At 55.9% G+C, this 17062-nt stretch carries 14 protein-coding genes; 3 read left to right on the forward strand and 11 right to left on the reverse strand.

Going from position 1 to position 17062, the window contains the following annotated elements:
* Positions 1 to 7 precede the first annotated feature (7 nt).
* Together ACMYSO_RS08035 and purL are read right to left on the reverse strand one after the other, a co-directional pair.
* Entirely contained in the window at positions 8 to 1444 is a 1437-nt protein-coding gene (locus tag ACMYSO_RS08035) for a sensor histidine kinase (RefSeq protein ID WP_434670056.1), read from the reverse strand.
* A 632-nt stretch (positions 1445 to 2076) separates the two neighbouring features.
* Positions 2077 to 5964 carry a phosphoribosylformylglycinamidine synthase gene (gene purL / locus ACMYSO_RS08040; protein ID WP_434670057.1) on the reverse strand — a complete coding sequence of 1296 codons (3888 nt, stop codon included), beginning with the start codon at positions 5962 to 5964 and terminating at the stop codon, positions 2077 to 2079.
* Positions 5965 to 6138: 174 nt separating this feature from the next.
* Between purL and mltF the strand changes: the two genes are divergently transcribed.
* Positions 6139 to 7752 (forward strand): membrane-bound lytic murein transglycosylase MltF, encoded by a 1614-nt coding sequence (mltF, locus tag ACMYSO_RS08045; RefSeq protein WP_434670059.1) that lies wholly within the window; start codon positions 6139 to 6141, stop codon positions 7750 to 7752.
* On the opposite strand, the gene tadA is transcribed toward mltF, so the two are convergent.
* Both tadA and yfhb read right to left on the reverse strand, forming a co-directional pair.
* On the reverse strand, positions 7753 to 8259 hold the full coding sequence (tadA, locus tag ACMYSO_RS08050; protein WP_434670060.1) for a tRNA adenosine(34) deaminase TadA: 507 nt from the start codon (positions 8257 to 8259) through the stop codon (positions 7753 to 7755).
* Positions 8260 to 8317: 58 nt separating this feature from the next.
* Positions 8318 to 8890, reverse strand: a complete 573-nt coding sequence (gene yfhb / locus ACMYSO_RS08055) for a phosphatidylglycerophosphatase C (protein WP_434670771.1) — start codon at positions 8888 to 8890, stop codon at positions 8318 to 8320.
* A gap of 283 nt (positions 8891 to 9173) precedes the next feature.
* On the opposite strand from yfhb, the gene ACMYSO_RS08060 reads away from it, so the two are divergent.
* Both ACMYSO_RS08060 and ACMYSO_RS08065 read left to right on the forward strand, forming a co-directional pair.
* The gene (locus ACMYSO_RS08060; protein ID WP_123755407.1) at positions 9174 to 10022 is read left to right on the forward strand and encodes a MurR/RpiR family transcriptional regulator; all 849 of its coding nucleotides are present in this window, start codon (positions 9174 to 9176) and stop codon (positions 10020 to 10022) included.
* A 56-nt stretch (positions 10023 to 10078) separates the two neighbouring features.
* On the forward strand, positions 10079 to 10339 hold the full coding sequence (locus tag ACMYSO_RS08065) for a YfhL family 4Fe-4S dicluster ferredoxin (RefSeq protein ID WP_004866440.1): 261 nt from the start codon (positions 10079 to 10081) through the stop codon (positions 10337 to 10339).
* Between the two features lie 18 nt (positions 10340 to 10357).
* Here the strand turns inward: ACMYSO_RS08065 and acpS are convergent, their stop codons facing one another.
* The 7 genes from acpS to lepA all read right to left on the reverse strand — a co-directional run bounded on the left by acpS (position 10358) and on the right by lepA (position 16896).
* Positions 10358 to 10738: a holo-ACP synthase gene (acpS, locus tag ACMYSO_RS08070; RefSeq protein WP_434583517.1), complete on the reverse strand. Its 381-nt coding sequence runs from the start codon at positions 10736 to 10738 to the stop codon at positions 10358 to 10360.
* On the reverse strand, positions 10738 to 11469 hold the full coding sequence (pdxJ, locus tag ACMYSO_RS08075; protein WP_434670062.1) for a pyridoxine 5'-phosphate synthase: 732 nt from the start codon (positions 11467 to 11469) through the stop codon (positions 10738 to 10740). Before pdxJ ends, acpS begins: the two co-directional genes overlap by 1 nt.
* 8 nt (positions 11470 to 11477) lie before the next feature.
* A complete protein-coding gene (gene recO, locus ACMYSO_RS08080) occupies positions 11478 to 12218 on the reverse strand; it encodes a DNA repair protein RecO (protein WP_434583515.1) in 741 nt (246 codons plus the stop codon).
* A gap of 11 nt (positions 12219 to 12229) precedes the next feature.
* Positions 12230 to 13135, reverse strand: coding sequence for a GTPase Era (gene era, locus ACMYSO_RS08085; protein ID WP_434583514.1), 906 nt, complete (start codon positions 13133 to 13135; stop codon positions 12230 to 12232).
* Complete coding sequence (gene rnc, locus ACMYSO_RS08090; protein WP_123755539.1) at positions 13132 to 13812, reverse strand: ribonuclease III; 681 nt, start codon at positions 13810 to 13812, stop codon at positions 13132 to 13134. The genes era and rnc overlap by 4 nt, the downstream gene beginning before the upstream one ends.
* Before the next feature lie 293 nt (positions 13813 to 14105).
* A complete protein-coding gene (lepB, locus tag ACMYSO_RS08095) occupies positions 14106 to 15080 on the reverse strand; it encodes a signal peptidase I (RefSeq protein ID WP_174507685.1) in 975 nt (324 codons plus the stop codon).
* 16 nt (positions 15081 to 15096) lie between these two features.
* Positions 15097 to 16896, reverse strand: coding sequence for a translation elongation factor 4 (gene lepA, locus ACMYSO_RS08100; protein WP_434670064.1), 1800 nt, complete (start codon positions 16894 to 16896; stop codon positions 15097 to 15099).
* Positions 16897 to 17062 lie beyond the last annotated feature (166 nt).

A 17062-nucleotide genomic window follows, 5' to 3' on the forward strand; every position in this document is an offset into this window, starting at 1 on the left:
TGTTGATTCATGTGTTGGTTTTTCCAGACTCAGCGGCGGGCAGCGTGATGCGAAAACAGATATACCCGGGTTCATCCTCTTCCAGGCTCAGTTCTCCCTGCATTTGTCGGACGCAGTCCCGGGCGATACTCAGTCCCAGACCGCTTCCCTTCACCGCCCCTTTACGCTGATGGCTTCCCTGATAAAACGGCTCGAAAATCATGTTTTTTTCCGCAGGCGGAATCGGTTCGCCGCTGTTGATCACGTCAATACGAACCTGCTCGCCATGCCGGTAACTATGCAGACGAATGTTACCGGATTCAGCCCCATAGTGCACCGCATTGGAATAGAGATTATCCAGCACGCTGATGAATAATGCCGGGTCCGCCAGACAGCTCCGCTCCGTCAGCTGAATGTCGGTATGCATCATTTTAGCCCGGGCGGGCAAACTGTGGGCCGCCACGACGTTTTCAACCAGCTCTGCCAGATCCACGCGTTCGCGCGGGACCGGGCCATCAGCCTGTTTGCGGTTGTAATCAAGCAGTTGTTCAATCAGCTTTTGCAGATTGCGGCTGCTGCTATCAAGAATTTCGACAATCTCCTGCTGCTCAGCGGTTAGCGGCCCGGCCACGCGGTCCGCCAGTAGCTCAGTCCCTTCGCGCATGCTGGCGAGCGGAGTTTTCAACTCGTGGGAGAGGTGACGCAAAAACTGATGGCGCTGCGATTCCAGCCACGCCAGACGTTCGCTCAGCCAGATAATGCGCTCCCCGACGGAACGCAGTTCACGTGGGCCAGTAAACAACGCCGCATTGTCCAGCGACTTCCCTTCCCCCAGCCGGTTAATCATCCGCTCGATCCCTTTTACCGGGCCGATAATCATGCGGGTGAACAGCAGGACCAACGCCAGGCTCAGCAAAAACAGCACCAGCGCCTGCCAGCCAAAGAACTGCCCGCGTTCAGCAATCTCCTGCTGCAGCTGTTGTCCACGCGAGTACACCACCGTCCGGGTGGCCTGAACCATTTCGCTGTTCGCCGTGGCAAAGGCTTCCAGGCTGGCCCCGGATTTGGCATCAGGACTGCTGTTGCTGCACTTGAGCTGGGCCAGATCGCTTAACGCCTGACTCAGCGACTGCCAGATTTTCTCGTCCGGCAGTACGCCGGCATGGGCATCCAGCATTTCGCTGTAGCGTTTGCGCTGGTTCTGATACACCTTCGCCAGAGTGGGGTCGTCCAGCACGCAGTACTGCCGGTAGCTACGCTCCATTTCCAGCGAGGCGTTGACCATCGCTTCGCTGCGTCGGGCATCGATTAGGGTCGTACGGTTGATGTGTGCCGCCTGAGCGCTCAGCGCATTCAGGCTCTGCCAGGCCTGCCAGGCTAACACCAGCAGCGGCAGCAGAATCAGCACAAAGGAGAGCGTGACCAGTTGACGTAGGGAACGAGGGAAAAGAGAGATACGCTTCAAGGCCAGGGGTCTCAATGATTAGCTCATAACGATGCCAGGTGAAAACATCACAGTGTGACAGGTGCTGGCAACCGTGCTGTCGTCAGGAAGGTCACAATATATACCCTAATGCGTTCAAGTTATAGAAAGGCGAAGTACCGCAGATATAACAAAGCCAGGCGGATGCCTGGCTTTGTTAAGGAATAAGGCGGTGCCTAACTCGACGTTTCGCCCGATGGCTGATAAAGCTAGGCTATTATCAATAGTTGGACGGCAGGCACCTTGTTGTGCGTCATTCGAAGTTTATGTAGCGCGTCCCGAAGGGGCTGACATAAGAAGGTGAATGAGCCACTGGTTATTATTATGCAGTAACTATGCCACATTGCAAAACAATTTATTAACACAATGAAATATAATGTATTTTTAATACTTTTAGCTGTTGTCTGATACGGTCGATTTTTATTCACAGTGTCGTCATTTAGCAACACTTCATTGCCGCTTTATTTATATTATTTAAAATCAATAAGTTAAATGTCGCCAATTAGCGACACCACATCCTGGCGTTTGTCGGCGATCCCCGACACCTGAAAGCGACCGCTATCACAAATAAAAAAGCCCCCGGTCGATACCGGGGGCTTGATACGTGTCTGCGGTTAACCCAGCTGTTTACGCGCGTTGCGGAAGATGCGCATCCACGGGCTGTCTTCGCCCCAGTTTTCCGGGTGCCAGGAGTTGGCAACGGTACGGAATACACGCTCAGGGTGCGGCATCATAATCGTCGCGCGACCACTTTCGCTGGTTACCGCGGTGATACCGTTGGCTGAACCGTTCGGGTTCGCCGGGTAGCTTTCCGTTACCTTACCGAAGTTATCGACAAAGCGCAGCGCCACCAGGCCTTTGCTCTCAAGCTGCGCCAGATGCGCACCGTCACGCACTTCCACCTGCCCTTCACCGTGGGACACGGCAATCGGCATCATGGAGCCCACCATCCCCTGCAGCAGCAGAGACGGGCTTTGCGTCACTTCAACCAGGCTGAAGCGCGCTTCAAAACGGTCAGAGTAGTTACGCACGAAGCGTGGCCACAGGTCGCTCCCCGGGATCAGCTCGCGCAAGTTAGACATCATCTGGCAACCGTTACAAACACCCAGCGCCAGAGTCTGTGGACGATGGAAGAAGGTGGCAAACTCATCACGCACGCGTTCGTTGAACAGGATCGATTTCGCCCAGCCTTCACCCGCGCCCAGCACATCACCGTAAGAGAAGCCGCCGCAGGCCACCAGCGCCTGGAAATCTGCCAGCCCGGTACGGCCTGCCAGCAGGTCGCTCATGTGCACATCGATGGCATCAAAGCCCGCGCGATGGAAGGCAGCCGCCATTTCAACATGCGAGTTGACGCCCTGCTCGCGCAGCACGGCCACCTTCGGACGTGCGCCGGTGGCGATATACGGTGCAGCAATATCTTCGCTGATATCGAAGGACAGCTTAACGTTAAGGCCCGGATCGTTATCGCGGCTTTTCGCTTCGTGTTCGCTATCGGCACACTCAGGGTTATCGCGCAGACGCTGCATCTGCCAGGTGGTTTCCGCCCACCACATGCGCAGCGTGGTGCGGCTTTCGCTGAACACCGGTTGGCCATCAGCAGTGATAACAAAACGGTCACCTACCGTCGCCTGTCCCAGATAGTGGACGCAATCTGCCAGACCGTGAGAGGCCAACAGGGCTTCCACCGCCTCGCGATCCGCCGCGCGAACCTGGATAACCGCGCCCAGCTCTTCGTTAAACAGCGCTGCCAGACGATCGTCACCCAGCGCGGCGATATCAGCCGTCAGACCACAGTGGCCGGTAAAGGCCATCTCTGCCAGAGTCACCAGCAGACCGCCGTCTGAGCGGTCGTGGTACGCCAGCAGCTTACGTTCCGCCACCAGCGCCTGCATCGCATCCCAGAAGCCTTTCAGTTGGGCAACATCGCGAACGTCGGCCGGCACATCGCCCAGTTGGCGATAGACCTGCGCCAGTGCGGTGGCACCGAGCGCATTGTGGCCTTTGCCTAAATCAATCAGCAGCAGAGCGTTATCTTCTGTGGAGAGCTGTGGCGTCACGGTATGACGGACATCTTCCACTCGGGCAAACGCGGAAATCACCAGCGACAGCGGCGAGGTCATCTCACGCTGCTCGCTGCCTTCCTGCCAGCGGGTTTTCATCGACATCGAGTCTTTACCCACCGGGATTGTCAGGCCCAGGGCCGGACACAGCTCTTCACCCACCGCTTTCACCGCTTCATACAGGCCGGCATCTTCACCTGGGTGACCGGCTGCGGCCATCCAGTTAGCGGAGAGTTTCACGCGATTCAACGCCCCAATTTGCGTCGCCGCAACGTTGGTCAGCGCTTCCCCCACAGCCAGGCGGGCAGAAGCGGCAAAGTCGAGCAGCGCAACCGGCGCACGTTCGCCGATAGCCATCGCTTCACCGTAGTAGCTGTCGAGGCTGGCGGTGGTCACCGCGCAGTTCGCCACCGGGATCTGCCACGGCCCAACCATCTGATCGCGAGCAACCATACCGGTGACGCTACGGTCACCGATGGTCACGAGGAAGGTTTTTTCCGCCACGGCTGGTAAATGCAGGACGCGGTTGACGGCATCGGCCAGGGTAATGGGCTGACGATCCAGCGCTTCACCTTTGACTTTCAGGGTCTGCACATCACGGGTCATTTTCGGCGTTTTACCCAGCAGCACGTCCAGCGGCAGGTCGATCGGCTGATCGTTGAAGTGGGAATCGCTCATGTTGAGGTGCAGCGCTTCGGTGGCCTCACCGATCACCGCATAAGGCGCGCGCTCGCGGCGGCACAGTTCATCAAACAGCGGCAGCTGCTCTGGCGCGACCGCCAGCACATAGCGTTCCTGAGATTCGTTACACCAGATTTCCAGCGGGCTCATGCCCGGCTCATCGCTGAGGATATCGCGCAGCTGGAATTTACCACCGCGTCCGCCGTCGCTCACCAGCTCCGGCATGGCGTTAGACAGGCCGCCCGCGCCGACGTCGTGGATAAACAGAATCGGGTTGTCGTCGCCCAGTTGCCAGCAGCGGTCAATCACTTCCTGGCAACGGCGTTCCATTTCCGGGTTATCACGCTGTACCGAGGCAAAGTCGAGGTCGGCATCGGACTGACCGGAGGCCATTGAGGAGGCCGCTCCGCCGCCCAGACCGATATTCATCGCCGGGCCGCCCAGGACGATCAGTTTCGCACCTACGGTGATCTCGCCTTTCTGCACGTGTTCGCCGCGGATGTTACCGATCCCGCCAGCCAGCATGATCGGCTTATGATACCCACGCAGCTCTTCGCCGTTGTGGCTGGTCACTTTTTCTTCATAGGTACGGAAATAACCGTTCAGCGCCGGGCGACCAAATTCGTTGTTAAACGCTGCGCCGCCCAGCGGGCCATCGGTCATGATATCCAGTGCGGTAACGATGCGCTCCGGCTTACCGAAGTCTTCTTCCCACGGCTGTTCAAAACCAGGAATACGCAGGTTAGATACCGAGAAGCCCACCAGGCCCGCTTTCGGCTTCGCCCCACGGCCGGTCGCTCCTTCATCACGTATTTCACCGCCGGAGCCGGTCGCCGCGCCCGGCCACGGAGAAATAGCCGTCGGGTGATTGTGCGTTTCAACCTTCATCAGAATATGTGCATCTTCCTGATGGTAGTCATAGCGGCCTTTTTCGCGATCGGCAAAGAAGCGCCCTACCTGCGAACCTTCCATGACTGCAGCGTTATCTTTATAGGCGGACAGAACGTAATCCGGCGTCTTTTCGAAGGTGTTTTTGATCATCTTAAACAGCGACTTCGGCTGCTGTTCGCCATCGATGACCCAGTCGGCGTTAAAAATCTTGTGACGGCAGTGCTCGGAGTTCGCCTGGGCAAACATATACAGTTCAATGTCGTTGGGATTACGCCCCAGCGTGGTAAAGGCATCGAACAGGTAGTCGATTTCGTCTTCCGCCAGCGCCAGCCCCAGACGGAGGTTAGCGTCAATCAGCGCCTGACGCCCCTGACCCAGCATATCGACGCTGGTAACCGGCGTCGGCTGATGCTGAGCGAAAAGTTGCTCACCCGCTTCCAGCGTATCAAAGACGCTTTCCATCATCCGGTCGTGAAGTTCACTCGCGACGGTGGCCCACTGCGCTTCGTTCAGGGTGCTGGCTTCGACATAGTACGCCACACCGCGCTCAAGGCGCACAACCTGAGACAGGCCGCAGTTATGGGCGATATCGGTAGCTTTAGAAGACCAGGGGGAGATGGTGCCAGGGCGGGGAGTGACGAGCAGTAATTTACCGGTTGGGGTATGGCTTTTTAAATCAGGACCATACTTAAGCAGTCGCGCCAGACTCTCTCGTTCGTCGCCGCTTAACGGCGCGCTCAGATCGGCAAAATGAACATACTCTGCATATATAGTGCTAACCGGCAGGTTCGCCGCCTGGAAACGTGCCAGCAGTTTATTAATTCGAAATGCCGACAGTGCAGGTGAACCACGCAAAATTTCCATCATAAGTCTCTCGTCTTCGCAGCTTTCAATATGAGCCAGGGGGGAAACGGGCGCCATTATAGTGAATCCTGAGCCGCGACGAAACCGTTTGCGTGGAAATAAAATGATTCCCCTGGTTTATCAATTAATGTGACCGCCCTCGCGAATAAGTTGCCAATTGACGCATTCTTAAGCAAAATGCCGCTCATTCGACATCTGTCTTTTCACTTTCCCGCGAATAGCCTGCTGAGGAACTCAGAGCTGCAGAAGATTAACTATCTGAAAAAACTGAAGATTAATTATCTGCTCATCGGCATTGTGACCTTATTGCTGGCGGCCGCCCTGTGGCCGTCGATCCCGTGGTCTGGCAAGCCAGAGAACCGCGTTGCCGGGATTATCGCCCGCGGGGAGTTGCGTATCAGCACCATCAATTCGCCGCTGACCTTCGCCACTATCAATGACAAAACCTATGGGTTGGATTACGAGCTGGCTAAACAGTTCGCCGACTACCTCGGGGTGCCGCTGAAAGTGACCGTCCGGCAAAATATCAGCCAGCTGTTCGACGACCTGGATAACGGCAAGGCCGATATGCTAGCCGCCGGGCTGGTCTATAACTCGGAGCGGGTCAAAAACTACCAGCCCGGACCGAGCTACTACTCTGTGTCCCAGCAGCTGGTTTATCGGGTCGGCAGCCTGCGACCGCGTAGTCTTGCCAGCCTCACGGCTGATCAGTTGGCCATCGCCCCAGGCCACGTTGCGATTAACGACCTGCAGGCGCTGAAAGCACATAAATACCCGGACCTCGGCTGGCGCGTAGATGAAAAGCGTGGGACTACCGCGCTGATGCAGGCGGTGATTGACGGCGAGCTTGATTACACCATTGCCGATTCGGTGGCGGTCAGCCTGTTCCAGCGCGTTCATCCTGAGTTAGCCGTTGCACTGGATATTAGCGACGAGCAGCCGGTCACCTGGTTTAGCCTCAAGAGCGAGGACAACTCACTTTCAGCAGCGATGCTTGATTTCTTCGACACGATGAATGAAGACGGTACTCTGGCGCGGCTGGAAGAGAAGTACCTCGGGCACGGCAACGATTTCGATTATGTCGATACTCGAACCTTCCTGCGCGCCGTCGAAAATGCCCTGCCCGACCTGCAGCCGATGTTTGAAAAGTACGCCCGACAGATCGACTGGCGTCTGCTGGCGGCCATTGCGTGGCAGGAATCACACTGGGATCCGCAGGCCACCTCACCGACCGGGGTTCGCGGGATGATGATGCTGACCAAAAACACCGCACAGAGCCTGGGGTTGACCGACCGAACGGATGCAGATCAAAGCCTCAACGGCGGTATGCGCTACCTGCAGGATATGATGGGCAAGATACCGGATTCCGTCCCCAAAGATGAGCGGATCTGGTTTGCGCTCGCGGCGTACAACATGGGTTACGCCCATATGCTTGATGCGATTTCACTGACCAAAAAGCAGAAAGGCAATCCCGACAGCTGGGCGGACGTGAAGCAACGCCTGCCGTTGCTTAGCCAGAAACCTTATTACAGCAGGCTGAAATATGGCTACGCGCGCGGTCACGAGGCGTACGCGTATGTCGAAAACATCCGTAAATATCACATCAGCCTGGTGGGCTATTTGTCCGAGAAAGAGAGAAAGGAAGCGCAGAGGCTGGCGATGGCCGGAGACTATCCGGCGGTGATGCCGGACGAACTGGAGAAAGAGCCACGCACCATTCCCTTTTTCCAGTTTAATGCACAGTCTTTAGTCGACAACGCCAGACTGAAAATCCCCGGTCTGGGGCATTAACTACACGTCTTCGCCAGAACGCGCCTTTTTCAGCGCCTTTTTCTCTTCACGGCGCCAGCGGAAAAAGTCACTGAGCATTCCCGAGCACGATTCCGCCAGGATCCCTTCGCAGACGTCAACCCGATGATTCATTCCCGGATGGTGTAAAACGTCGATAAGCGATCCGGCCGCGCCGGTTTTTGCATCCCGGGCACCAAATACCAGCCGTGAAATCCGGCTATGCACCATCGCACCAGCACACATCACGCACGGTTCGAGGGTGACATACAATGTGGCGTCAATCAGGCGGTAGTTTTGCAGGACCATTCCCCCCTGACGCAAAGCCATAATTTCAGCATGCGCCGTCGGATCGTGGCGCCCGATAGGACGGTTCCAGCCTTCACCGATAACCTGATTATTGTGTACCAGCACGGCCCCGACCGGCACTTCGCCCTCTTCCCAGGCACGTTTCGCCAGCGTTAATGCGTGACGCATCCAGTATTCATCGTTTAGTTCATGGTCAGACAAAGCGGGCACTCCTGCGGAAAAAGCGGGGCGCATTATACATGGCAACCGGTATTACACACTATTCTAACTGGTGAAGATCGCCCTGCGGCGTGACGCGCCAGCGGTGCTGGCAAAAACAGAGCAACGGGTTATCCTGCTCGCTGTCGCTGTAGCCACTGTACAGCTGTAACGGTGCACCGATTTTCTGCTCCAGTTGGGCGACTTTCTCATGCCCCAGGCAGCGTAGGGTCAGCCCCCAGCCGCCGTAGCGGCGCTCCATCCGGCTGGCGATAACATTGACTCTCGGCAGCCAGGGAGTATCAAAATAGACCTGTTCAACCAGCGACTGAGGCGAACCGGTAATCAACCAGACCTCGGCATCGTGATGGTCGAGGTAGTCCGTCAACCGGGCCTGCACCACCGGGAATGCAGTCACGCGCTGGCGAAACCAGCGAACAAAACCGGCCTCAAGTCGTTTCAGGGCGCGCTCGCTGCGCCCGAAGGTGGCAGCCCACAGCAACAGGCTCATTGGCCAGCGCGCCGCCCGACCGTTGATGGCCAGCCCCAGCAGAATTGCCGGCGACATGAGTACCACCAGCGGGACATTCAACGGCTGGTGACGCAAGACGTAACGCAGGAAACTGCCGAACATATCTTGTTGATGTAACGTTCCATCGAGATCAAAAAAAACCACTCGCCGCGTGCTGCTATTCAAAACTAACCTCTTTCTTTAGCAAATATCGTAGCTGATGCCGTTAGCTTAACAGTCTTATGCCATGAACAGAGAAAACATCTACGGACGTTAACCCTGGGTTAAGGCTATTTTCCTGGAATCAATAAATCTCAGCGGTAGAATTTTTAATTCGCTGTAATCCTCTTATAATCGAATACAAAATTCTTTCAGCAGAGGGCGAAAGTTGTCCTGAGGAAAACCGATGAACTGTTTAATCCGCATTCGCCAGCGCTATCCATCGCTGGCGGCAAGCGATAAAAAGCTGGCAGACTTTATTCTGGCTCAGCCTGACCAGACCCGCCACCTCAGTTCACAGCAGCTGGCTGGCGAGGCCGGCGTCAGCCAGTCCAGCGTCGTGAAATTCGCGCAGAAGATGGGGTTTAAAGGTTTCCCGGCACTGAAGCTAGCCTTAAGTGAAGCGCTGGCCAGCGCGCCCGATCCACAATCGGTTCCGGTCCATAACCAGATCCGCGGTGACGATCCGCTGCGCCTGGTGGGCGAGAAGCTGATCAACGATAACGTGGCAGCGATGCACGCCTCGCTGGATGTCAACACCGAAGAGAAGCTGCTGGAAGCCGTCGCGCTGTTGCGCCACGCCCGCCGGGTGGTGATCACCGGTATCGGTGCATCCGGGCTGGTGGCGCGTAATTTCGGCTGGAAGCTGATGAAAATCGGCATTAACGCCGTTTCCGAACAGGATATGCACGCCCTGCTCGCGACCGTGCAGGCCATGTCATCCGACGATCTGCTGGTGGCGATCTCCTATTCAGGCGAGCGCCGGGAGATCAACATGGCCGCCGGAGAAGCGCTGCGTGTTGGATGCCGGATCCTGGCGATCACCGGGTTTACACCGAATGCGCTGCAGCAGCAGGCGACGCAGTGCCTGTACACCATCGCCGAAGAGCAGGCAACGCGCAGCGCCGCGATCTCCTCCACCAGCGCGCAAATGATGCTCACCGATCTGCTGTTTATGGCGTTGGTTCAGCAGGATCTTGAACATGCGCCGGACAGGATCCGCCACAGCGAGGCGCTGGTGAAAAAACTGGTGTGAGCAGAAAATGGGCGTATAATGCCCGCCCTGTTTGTGATGTTTCTGAGAATTTCCTGATGGCGCTGTTAATCACCAAAAAATGCATCAATTGCGATATGTGCGAGCCGGAATGCCCGAATGAGGCGATTTCGATGGGTGACAGCATCTATGAGATTAACAGTGACCGCTGCACGGAGTGTGTGGGCCACTATGAAACGCCCACCTGTCAGAAAGTGTGCCCGATCCCCAATACCATTCTGAAAGACCCGGCACACGTCGAAAATGAAGAGCAGTTGTGGGATAAGTTTGTCCTGATGCATCATGCGGACAAAATCTGACGCGGCACCCCGCCGGCGTTAACTCTCCACGATAACCGTAGCACAAGCGTAATGGCGCTCATCCGCCAGGGTCACGTGGATGCTTCTGACCCCCATACGCTGCGCCAGATTTTGCGCTTCACCCCAGAGACGCAGGCTGGGCTTACCGAGCTCGTCGTTGTACACCTCGAACTGATTAAACGCCAGACCGTTGCGGATCCCGGTTCCCAGGGCTTTCGCTGCCGCCTCTTTGACCGCAAAGCGCTTCGCCAGAAAACGGACCGGCTGCTGGTGCTGCTGCCATATCAGCCACTCGTTGTCGCTGAGCACGCGCCGGGCGAGGCGATCGCCGCTACGGGCAATCACCGCTTCTATCCGCACAATTTCAACGATATCGGTTCCCAGCCCCAGAATCGCCATTACGCGCGGGCTTCCTGCATCAGGCGTTTCATTTCGGCAACCGCCTCTTTCAGACCGCTCATCACCGCCCGACCGATAATCGCATGGCCGATGTTCAGCTCGTGCATTTCCGGAATGCAGGCAATCGCTTTGACGTTGTGATAGGTCAGGCCGTGACCAGCATTCACCTTCAGACCGAGGCTTGCGGCAAAGGTCGCAGCGGCCGCGATACGCTGCAGCTCTTTTTCCTGCTGGGCGTCGCTTTCGGCATCGGCGTAGCAGCCAGTGTGAATTTCAATATAGGGAGCGCCAACATCCGCCGCAGCCTGAATTTGCGCTTCATCGGCATCGATGAACAGAGAAACCAGAATCCCGGCATCAGCCAGACGCTTGCAGGCATCGCGCATTTTCTCGCGCTGACCGGCCACGTCCAGGCCGCCTTCCGTCGTCACTTCCTGACGCTTTTCCGGCACCAGGCAGCAGAAATGTGGTTTGGTGTCACAGGCGATGGTCAGCATCTCTTCGGTGACCGCCATCTCGAGGTTCATGCGAGTGTCCAGCGTCTGGCGCAGCACGCGCACGTCACGGTCGGTAATGTGACGGCGGTCTTCGCGCAGGTGGACAGTAATGCCGTCAGCCCCGGCCTGCTCAGCGATAAACGCCGCCTGTACCGGATCCGGATAAGCGGTGCCGCGCGCGTTACGCAGTGTCGCGATATGGTCAATATTGACCCCTAACAGTAATTCAGCCATGACAATCCTCATTGATCGTTATTCGTTTTATCTGCTCGCGCCGCGCGTGCGGGCATAAACTGGCGAAACAGTTCCCGACTCTTCAGCGGCTTACCGCCAAGATACGGCTTCAGGGCGATACGGGTAAAGCGCTTGGCGGCTCGTAGCGCATCGCTGTCCGGAAACTCACGACTCGCCAGCGCTTTCAAATGGTGCCCGGTAAAGGTGTTGTTATCAATAACCACGCTGGCGATAAAGCCTTTTTCTTCACGGTAGCGATAGGTCATGGTGTCATCGACCACATCACCGCTGCCGGCGCAGTGGAGGAAATCGACGCCATAACCCAGATGCCCCAGCAATGCCAATTCAAAGCGGCGTAATGCCGGCTCCGGCGTGCCGCTGGTGCCCGCCAGCGCCTGGAGACAGTGCAGGTAATCGAAAAAGAGTTCGGAAAAGCGCGTTTCATGTTCCAGCACGCGGGAGAGGAGCTCATTCACATACAGCCCGCTGTAGAGCGTGATACCGCTGAGCGGCAGAGCCAGTGAAACCGCTTCGGCATTACGTAGCGTTTTGACGTCGCCACGGCCACCAAAGCGGAGTAATAAGGGGGTAAAAGGCTGGAGAGCGCCTTTGAGGCTGGAGCGTTTAGAACGTGCGCCTTTAGCAACAAGGCGCACACGGCCGGATTCTTCCGTGAAGACGTCCAGCATCAGACTGGTTTCGCTCCAGGGACGACTATGCAGGACGAAAGCGCGCTGCCAGCCTTCCATCAAAATAGCGCTTAGTGATCTTCGCCGTAACCGAGACTGCGCAGCGCGCGTTCGTCATCAGCCCAGCCGGATTTCACTTTCACCCACAGCTCAAGGTGCACCGGCGCTTCGAACATATCCTGCATGTCTTTACGAGCTTCAATACCGATGGTTTTGATTTTGGCGCCTTTGTTGCCAATCACCATCTTCTTCTGCCCTTCACGCTCAACCAGGATCAGGCCGTTAATATCATAACCGCCACGCTCGTTGGTCTGGAAACGTTCGATTTCTACCGTCACAGAGTACGGCAGTTCTGCGCCAAGGAAACGCATCAGCTTTTCACGGATGATTTCAGAAGCCATAAAGCGCTGTGAACGGTCGGTAATGTACTCTTCCGGGAAGTGATGAATGGCTTCCGGCAGATGTTTACGGACGATCCCGGCGATGGTATCCACGTTCATCCCCGTTTCTGCAGAAATCGGGACGATATCCAGGAAGTTCATCTGGCTTGCCAGGAACTGCAGGTGCGGCAGTAAATCGGCTTTTTCCTGCACGTTATCGACTTTATTGACCGCCAGGATCACCGGCGCTCTGGCATCACGCAGTTTGCCCAGCACCATTTCGTCATCCGCGGTCCAGCGGGTACCTTCAACCACGAAGATAACCAGCTCAACGTCGCCGATCGAGCTACTCGCTGCTTTGTTCATCAGGCGGTTGATCGCGCGTTTTTCTTCCATATGCAGGCCCGGGGTATCAACATAAATTGCCTGATACGGCCCTTCGGTATGGATGCCGACAATACGGTGACGCGTCGTCTGCGCTTTGCGCGAGGTGATCGAAATCTTCTGCCCAAGCAGATTGTTCAGCAGAGTGGATTTACCCACGTTCGGGCGGCCGACTATAGCGACAAACCCGCAATAACTTTTTTCGTTGCTCATTCCAGCTCCAGTTTTTTCAGCGCCTGTTCGGCGGCAGCCTGCTCCGCCTTGCGACGGCTGGAACCTGTGCCAACCACTGGTTCACTCAGGCCGCTGACCTGGCAGTGGATAGTAAATTCCTGATCGTGTGCTTCGCCACGCACCTGCACCACCAGATAAGACGGCAGCGGCAGATGGCGACCCTGCAAATATTCCTGCAAACGAGTCTTTGGATCTTTTTGCTTATCGCCCGGGCTGATTTCGTCCAGACGAGTTTGATACCAGCTCAGAATCAGGCGCTCAACGTTCTGGATATCGCTGTCGAGGAAAATCCCGCCGATCAGTGCTTCAACGGTATCTGCCAGAATAGATTCGCGACGGAAACCGCCGCTTTTCAGTTCACCCGGACCAAGGCGCAGGCACTCACCTAACTCAAACTCACGGGCGATCTCCGCCAGCGTGTTGCCTCGTACCAGCGTGGCACGCATGCGGCTCATGTCACCTTCGTCAACCCGAGGGAAGCGGTGATAGAGCGCATTCGCGATCACAAAACTCAAAATTGAGTCACCCAGAAACTCCAGGCGCTCATTGTGCTTGCTGCTGGCACTGCGGTGAGTTAATGCCTGTTGCAACAGCTCCTGATGATGAAAAGTGTAGCCCAGCTTCCGTTGAAGCCGATTAATTACGATGGGGTTCATGCGATACCAATAAATGAATGCGTCAAAAATGCAGCACACGAAACCGACCTGGGCAGCTCTGTCTCATTGTAGATTGCCTGTGCGCAAACCTGTCGCCTTCCGCAACCCAACTTATTTCAGAGTAAAATCAACCAACGCGGTTTCGTGTGCAGTGTCCTCTTACGAGAGACAACCAAAACTTCGGGGGGATATTCTATACGCAACGACAAGGGATGTCGTTAGTTTGAATAGATTTAAATATTAAATAATTCACGCTGCCGTATTGCGACGGCAGCGTGAATAAGGCAGGGAAATTAGTGGATGCTACCGATACGAGATAAACGCACGCCGGTCGGCCACTCACCTTCCTGTTTTTCGAAGCTCATCCAGATTGCCGTGGCTTTACCTACCAGGTTCGCTTCTGGCACAAAGCCCCAGTAACGGCTGTCAGCGCTGTTATCGCGGTTGTCACCCATCATGAAGTACTGGCCCGGCGGCACAATCCAGGTCGCCAGCGGCAGACCCGATTGATGGTAGTACATGCCAACCTGATCCTGAGCAATCGGAACGGTCAGAATACGGTGAGTCACTTCACCCAGCGTCTCTTTACGTTCGGTCAGGCGGATACCGTCTTCTTTGGTCTCACCCTTCGGCAGCTGCCAGAACCCGCTGGTTGCCTCACCACCGTTACGGCGCGAGAAGGTCTGAACAAAATCGCTCGGCTCAACGTTGGAGTAAGTGACCGGCAGCGCGCTACCGCAAGCCTGGCCGGAACTGCAGCCCGGCTGGATCGTGACCTGTTTGGTCAACGGATCGTAGGTGACTTTATCGCCCGGCAACCCGACAGCACGCTTGATGTAATCCAGGCGCGGATCTTCCGGGTATTTAAAGACCACGATATCACCGCGTTTCGGATGACCGGTTTCGATCAGCGTTTTCTGGTAGATCGGATCTTTAATGCCGTAGGCAAACTTCTCAACCAGAATAAAATCGCCAATCAGCAGCGTTGGCATCATTGAACCTGATGGAATCTGGAACGGCTCATAAATAAATGAGCGAACCACCAGCACAATAGCCAGCACCGGAAAGACCGAGGCTCCCGTTTCCAGCCAGCCCGGTTTCGGGCCCACTTTCTTCAGCGTTTGCTTGTCGAGGCTATCGCCTGTCGCAGCCTGAGCCGCGGCCTGGCGTTCACGACGCTTTGGCGCAAAGATGAATTTATCCAGGCACCATAACAACCCTGTGACCAGGGTTGCGATCACCAGGATCAGGGCAAACATGTTCGCCATGCCAACTCCTTAATGGTTATTTGCCGTCTTTACCGACGTGCAGAATGGCAAGGAACGCTTCCTGCGGCAGCTCAACGTTACCCACTTGTTTCATACGTTTTTTACCGTCTTTCTGCTTCTGCAGCAGCTTTTTCTTACGGCTAACGTCACCGCCGTAGCATTTCGCCAGAACGTTTTTACGCAGCTGCTTGACGGTAGCGCGGGCAATGATGTGGTTGCCGATCGCCGCCTGAATCGCAATATCGAACTGCTGGCGAGGGATCAGTTCTTTCATCTTCTCTACCAGCTCACGACCACGGTACGGCGCGTTATCGTTGTGGGTAATCAATGCCAGCGCATCAACACGCTCACTGTTGATCAGCACGTCCACGCGGACCATGTTGGAGGCCTGGAAGCGTTTGAAGTTGTAGTCCAGCGACGCGTAGCCGCGTGACGTTGACTTCAGACGGTCGAAGAAATCGAGAACCACTTCCGCCATTGGAATTTCATAGGTCAGCGCCACTTGTTTACCGTGGTAAACCATGTTGGTCTGCACACCACGCTTCTCAATACACAGCGTGATAACGTTACCCAGATATTCCTGCGGCAGCAGCATATGACACTCGGCGATCGGCTCACGCAGTTCCTGAATGTTATTCAGCGGCGGCAGCTTGGACGGGCTATCGACATAGATAACCTCTTTCGCCGTAGTTTCTACTTCGTAAACTACCGTCGGCGCAGTGGTGATCAGATCCAGGTCATACTCTCGTTCCAGACGCTCCTGAATGATTTCCATGTGCAGCAGGCCCAGGAAGCCACAGCGGAAGCCGAAGCCCAGCGCCGTAGAGCTTTCCGGCTCGTAGAACAGAGAGGCATCGTTGAGGCTCAGTTTGCCAAGCGCATCACGGAAGCTTTCGTAGTCATCAGAGCTCACCGGGAACAGACCAGCATACACCTGCGGTTTGACTTTTTTGAAGCCAGGCAGCGCTTTGTCAGCCGGGTTACGGGAGGTGGTCAGGGTATCCCCAACCGGGGCGCCAAGGATATCTTTAATGGCGCACACCAGCCAGCCAACCTCGCCGCATTTCAGTTCGGTACGGTCAACCTGTTTTGGCGTAAAGATGCCCAGACGGTCAGCGTTGTAGACTTGTCCGGTGCTCATGACTTTGATTTTGTCGCCTTTACGCATGGTGCCGTTTTTAATACGCACCAGCGACACTACACCGAGGTAGTTATCGAACCAGGAGTCGATGATCAGCGCCTGCAGCGGGCCATCCGCGTCACCTTCCGGTGGCGGGATATCGCGTACCAGACGTTCCAGAACGTCAGGAACACCAATACCGGTTTTCGCCGAGCAGCGCACGGCATCAGCCGCATCAATGCCGACAATGTCTTCAATTTCTTCAGCTACACGCTCCGGATCGGCAGCAGGCAGGTCGATTTTGTTGAGGACCGGAACCACTTCCAGATCCATTTCCATGGCGGTGTAGCAGTTGGCCAGCGTCTGGGCTTCAACACCCTGACCGGCATCGACTACCAGCAGCGCACCTTCACACGCGGCGAGAGAACGAGACACCTCATAAGAGAAGTCGACGTGGCCCGGCGTGTCGATAAAGTTCAGCTGATAGGTTTCGCCATTGGTCGCTTTATAATCCAGGGTGACGCTCTGCGCCTTAATGGTGATGCCACGCTCACGTTCAAGATCCATGGAGTCCAGTACCTGGGCTTCCATTTCACGATCGGAAAGGCCACCGCAAATCTGGATGATACGGTCAGACAACGTCGATTTACCGTGGTCGATATGAGCGATGATTGAAAAGTTACGTATATTCTTCATATTTAGAGTTAATTTTGCCTTACGCGAATCATGAGGCCGCTGTTCTGTGCCTGACGTTTTTTAATCCGAAAACGCCGCATTCTACACTACATCCACGAAACCAGGAAATGCTCTTACCAGCAGCATAACCGTAACAAATGGTGAGTTGGTCTGAGCGTGACTAATA

Origin of the sequence: Klebsiella sp. B345 (assembly GCF_051131735.1) — a bacterium.
Lineage (GTDB): Bacteria > Pseudomonadota > Gammaproteobacteria > Enterobacterales > Enterobacteriaceae > Klebsiella.

Bases quoted from the DNA above. Each gene is read 5' to 3' on its own strand.
- purL (WP_434670057.1), bottom strand. From the start codon at position 5,964: ATGATGGAAATTTTGCGTGGTTCACCTGCACTGTCGGCATTTCGAATT.
- mltF (WP_434670059.1), top strand. From the start codon at position 6,139: ATGCCGCTCATTCGACATCTGTCTTTTCACTTTCCCGCGAATAGCCTG.
- yfhb (WP_434670771.1), bottom strand. From the start codon at position 8,890: ATGTTCGGCAGTTTCCTGCGTTACGTCTTGCGTCACCAGCCGTTGAAT.
- ACMYSO_RS08060 (WP_123755407.1), top strand. From the start codon at position 9,174: ATGAACTGTTTAATCCGCATTCGCCAGCGCTATCCATCGCTGGCGGCA.
- ACMYSO_RS08065 (WP_004866440.1), top strand. From the start codon at position 10,079: ATGGCGCTGTTAATCACCAAAAAATGCATCAATTGCGATATGTGCGAG.
- acpS (WP_434583517.1), bottom strand. From the start codon at position 10,738: ATGGCGATTCTGGGGCTGGGAACCGATATCGTTGAAATTGTGCGGATA.
- pdxJ (WP_434670062.1), bottom strand. From the start codon at position 11,469: ATGGCTGAATTACTGTTAGGGGTCAATATTGACCATATCGCGACACTG.
- recO (WP_434583515.1), bottom strand. From the start codon at position 12,218: ATGGAAGGCTGGCAGCGCGCTTTCGTCCTGCATAGTCGTCCCTGGAGC.
- era (WP_434583514.1), bottom strand. From the start codon at position 13,135: ATGAGCAACGAAAAAAGTTATTGCGGGTTTGTCGCTATAGTCGGCCGC.
- rnc (WP_123755539.1), bottom strand. From the start codon at position 13,812: ATGAACCCCATCGTAATTAATCGGCTTCAACGGAAGCTGGGCTACACT.
- lepB (WP_174507685.1), bottom strand. From the start codon at position 15,080: ATGGCGAACATGTTTGCCCTGATCCTGGTGATCGCAACCCTGGTCACA.
- lepA (WP_434670064.1), bottom strand. From the start codon at position 16,896: ATGAAGAATATACGTAACTTTTCAATCATCGCTCATATCGACCACGGT.